The 4,082-nt window shown below is 67.3% G+C and carries 2 protein-coding genes; both read right to left on the reverse strand.

Annotated elements, in window-relative coordinates; translation table 11 throughout:
- Nucleotides 1–792: TolC family protein (locus L286_RS38355; RefSeq protein ID WP_021223620.1), on the reverse strand; the 792-nt coding region annotated here is incomplete at its 3' end.
- A gap of 8 nt (nt 793–800) precedes the next feature.
- Entirely contained in the window at nt 801–3,986 is a 3,186-nt protein-coding gene (locus L286_RS38360) for an efflux RND transporter permease subunit (RefSeq protein ID WP_020819682.1), read from the reverse strand.
- Between the last annotated feature and the right edge of the window lie 96 nt (nt 3,987–4,082).

Genomic DNA, 4,082 nt, shown 5'->3' on the forward strand with positions numbered 1-4,082 from the left:
CCGGACCGCGCCCGGCAAATCCCGCGGCGTCCGCCCGGTCAGCGTCGCCAGCCGGAACAGCGCCCCGTCCCGATCCGCCACCAGGCTGGGGATGACCGCCGCCTGGCTGTCGCGCAGCGCCGTCACCCGGATCACGTCCAGCCGGTCGGATCGACCGACCTCGAACCGGGCATTGGTGATGCGGATGCTGTTGTCGAGCAGCGCCACCGTCTGCCGCGCCACTGCAAGGCGTTCGGCCGAACTGGTGGCGTCGACATAGGCGCGCACCGTGTCGGCCACCACCGCCACGCGCACCGCGTCGGCATCGGCCGACGCGGCGTTGGCGTCGCCCTTCGCCGCCTCGATGCTGCGCTTCACGCGCCCGAACAGGTCGACCTCATAGGCGACGTTCAATCCCGCATCGATGGTCCAGTTCTCCCGGTCGGCCCCCGGCAAGCTCTGCGCGGCCGACGTCCGGCCATAGCTGGGCGAACCGCTCAAGGTCGTCTGCGGCAGCCTGTCGGAACGGGCGCCGCGCAACTGGGCGCGGGCCTTTTCCAGCCGGGCGACCGCCACGCGGATGTCGGTATTCGCCTTCAGCGCGTCCTGCACCAGCCCGTCCAGCACCGGATCGCTGTAGAGCCGCCACCAATGGTCGTCGGCCTGCGCGACGCTGACCGCCGGACTGGCCGCGCCGATAAAGGCCCCCGCGGCAGCGGTCGGGGTAGCCGGAGCCTTATAGTCCGGCCCTGCGGCGCAAGCGGTCAGGGCCGACGCGCCGAGCAGGAGGGGGAGGAGTGTCTTGATCATCATGCCGTTCCTTATTCGGCGGGTTGCAGCGCGGCGGGCGCCTGACCCTTGCCCTTGCGGGAAAAGCGGTCGCCCAATGCGCGGCACACGACATAGAAGGTGGGGGTGAAAAGCAGGCCGAACGCCGTCACGCCGGTCATCCCGAAGAAGACGGCCGTGCCCAAAGCCTGCCGCAGTTCCGCGCCAGCCCCGCTCGCGATCACCAGCGGCACCGCGCCCAGGATGAAGGCGAAGCTGGTCATCAGGATCGGCCGCAGCCGGGTCTGCGCCGCCTGCACGGCGGCCTCCACCGGCGACAGCCCCTGTTCCTCCTCCGCCTGCTTGGCGAATTCGACCACCAGGATCGCGTTCTTCGCCGCCAGCGCGATCAGCACGACCAGCCCGATCTGCGTCAGGATGTTGTTGTCTTGTCCCCGCAGGTTCACGCCCAGCATGGCCGCGAACAGGCACATCGGCACGATCAGGATGATCGACAGCGGCAGCGTCAGGCTTTCATACTGCGCCGCCAGCACCAGGAAGACGAAGAACACCGCCATGGCGAAGACGATGCCCGCCGTGTTCCCCGCGATCACCTGCTGATAGGCGACGCCCGTCCACTCCCGGCCATAACCGTCGGGAAGCGTGGAATCGGCCAGCTTCTCCATCGTCGTCAGCGACTGGCCCGAACTGTATCCGGGGGCCGTATCGCCGTCGATCTCCACCGCCGGCAGCAGGTTGTAGCGCACCACGCGATAGGGGCCGGTCTTGTCCTTGAAGGTCGAGACGGAACCGATGGGCACCATCTGCCCGCTGTTCGACCGGGTCTTGAGGTTGGCGATGTCCGCCACCGTGCCGCGATGGTCGGCATCGGCCTGCGCGGTGACGCGATAGGTGCGGCCCAGCAGGTTGAAGTCGTTGACGAAGGCCGAACCCAGATAGACCTGCATCGCTTCGAACACGCGCTCCGGCGGAACGCCCAGCAGGTCGGCCTTGCGCCGGTCCACATCGGCATAGACGCGGGGCGTGCCGACATCGAACAGGGTGTAGACCATGTTGAGGCCGGGCGTCTGGTTCGCCTTGGCGATGAAGTCCTGGGCAACCCTGTTCAGCTCGGCATAGCCATGATCCTCGCGGTCCTGCACCATCAGGCGGTATCCGCCCGCCGAACCGATGCCCTGGATCAGCGGCGGCGGCACGATCAGGATGCGGGCCTTGTCGTAACCGGCGACGGCCTGGTTCGCCTGCTCCATGATCCCGGCATAGGTGACGCCTTCTTGCCGACGCTCGGCGAAGGTCTTGAACGGGAAGTAGATGGCGGCGCTGTTGGGCGCCTGCGTCTGGGACGGGCCATGGAAGCCCGCGAACATCACCGCGCCGCGCAGGCCCTTGATCGGCAGGATCTTCGCCGCGACCTCCCGCGTCACCTTGTCGGTGCGCTCCAGCGACGCGCCGGAGGGGAGTTGCACCACGGCCAGGAAATAGCCCTGGTCCTGCGCGGGGATGAAGCCGCCGGGCGTCACCCAGAACAGGGCGATGGTGGCGGCGATCAGCCCCGAATAGGTGAGCAGCATCTTCTTCGGCCGGGCCACCAGGAAGCGGGTGAGGCGGGCATAGCCTGCGCTCAGGCGGTCGAAGCCGCGATTGAAGCGGTCGGCCGCCTGCGCCGCGATCCGGCGCCAGCGAGGAGCGTTGCGGAGATCATGCCCGTCATGCCTGGACTTCAGCAGCAGGGCCGCCGCCGCCGGAGACAAGGTCAGCGACAGGATCAGCGAAATGATCGTCGCGGTGGAGATGGTGACGGCGAACTGCTGGTAGAAGGCGCCCGAAATGCCGGTGATGAACAAAGTCGGCACGAACACCGCGCACAGCACCAGGACGATGGCGACCAGCGCGGTCGACACTTCGTCCATGGACGTGCGGGCGGCCTCCAGCGGCGTCATGCCATGCTCGATATTGCGCTCGACATTCTCGACCACGACGATGGCGTCGTCGACGACGATGCCGATGGCCAGCACCAGCCCGAACAGCGACAGGTTGTTCAGCGAATAGCCCAGCCCGGCCAGGATCGCCGCCGTGCCGATCAGCGACACCGGGATGGCGATGATCGGGATGACCGCCGCGCGCCAGTTCTGGAGGAAGACCAGGATGACGATGACGACCAGGATCACCGCTTCGAACAGCGTCTGGTAGACGGCGTCGATGGACTGGCTGATGAATTCGGTCGGGTTGTAGATGACGCTATATTCCAGCCCCTTGGGGAAGCGCCTGGAAAGCTGCTCCATCTCCGCCTTCACCTTCTCCGCCGCGTCCAGCGCGTTGGATCCGGGGCGCTGCATCGTCGCGATGACGACGGTCGGCTTGTTCGACAGATAGGTGTTGATGCCGTAATCCTGCGCGCCCAGCTCGACGCGGGCGATGTCGCCCACCCGGACCTGACGGCCGTCCGCATCGGTGCGGACGACGATGTCGGCGAACTGCTGCGGTTCGGTCAGGCGGCCCTGCATCTCGACGCCTAGCTGGAAGGCTTCGCCGCGATCATAGGGGGGCTGGCCGATGGAACCGGCGGACACCTGCACATTCTGGGCGCGCAGGGCCTGCACGATCTCGCCCGCCGTCAGGTCCAGCGCGGCGGCGCGGTCAGGGTCGATCCAGATGCGCATCGCATAGTCGCGCGATCCGAACAACTGCACGTCGCCCACGCCGTCCAGCCGCGCCAGCCGGTCGCGGACCTGCGTCAGCGCATAGTTGGAGATATAGTTGCGGTCGAACGTGCCGTCGGGCGACTGGAGGTTCACGACCATCAGGAATTCCGGGGTCGTCTTGCGCGTGACGACGCCCAGCCGCTGCACCTCCTCCGGCAGGCGCGGGATCGCCACGGCGACGCGGTTCTGGACCAGCACCTGCGCGGCGTCCAGGTCGGTGCCGACCTTGAAGGTGACGGTGATCGTGACCTTGCCGTCGCCGGTCGACTGGCTGCTCTGGTAGAGCATGTCGTCGACGCCGTTGATCTCCTGCTCGATCGGCGCGGCGACGGTCGCCGCGACCGTCTCGGCCGATGCGCCGGGATATTGGGCGGAAACCGTGACCGTCGGCGGCACGATGTCGGGATATTGCGAAACAGGCAGGCCGACAAAGGCCAGCGCGCCGACCACGGCGATGACCACCGCGATCACGGCGGCGAAGATCGGCCGGTCGATAAAGAAACGGGAAAGGCGCATCGGACAATTCCTCGATGGCGTGAAAAAGGGTCCACGATCCGGTCGGGATCATGGTCAGCTCATTTCCTCCCCTCCCCTTTAGGGGAGGGGCTGGGG

Source organism: Sphingobium sp. HDIP04, assembly GCF_000445085.1.
Taxonomy (GTDB): Bacteria; Pseudomonadota; Alphaproteobacteria; order Sphingomonadales; family Sphingomonadaceae; genus Sphingobium; species Sphingobium indicum.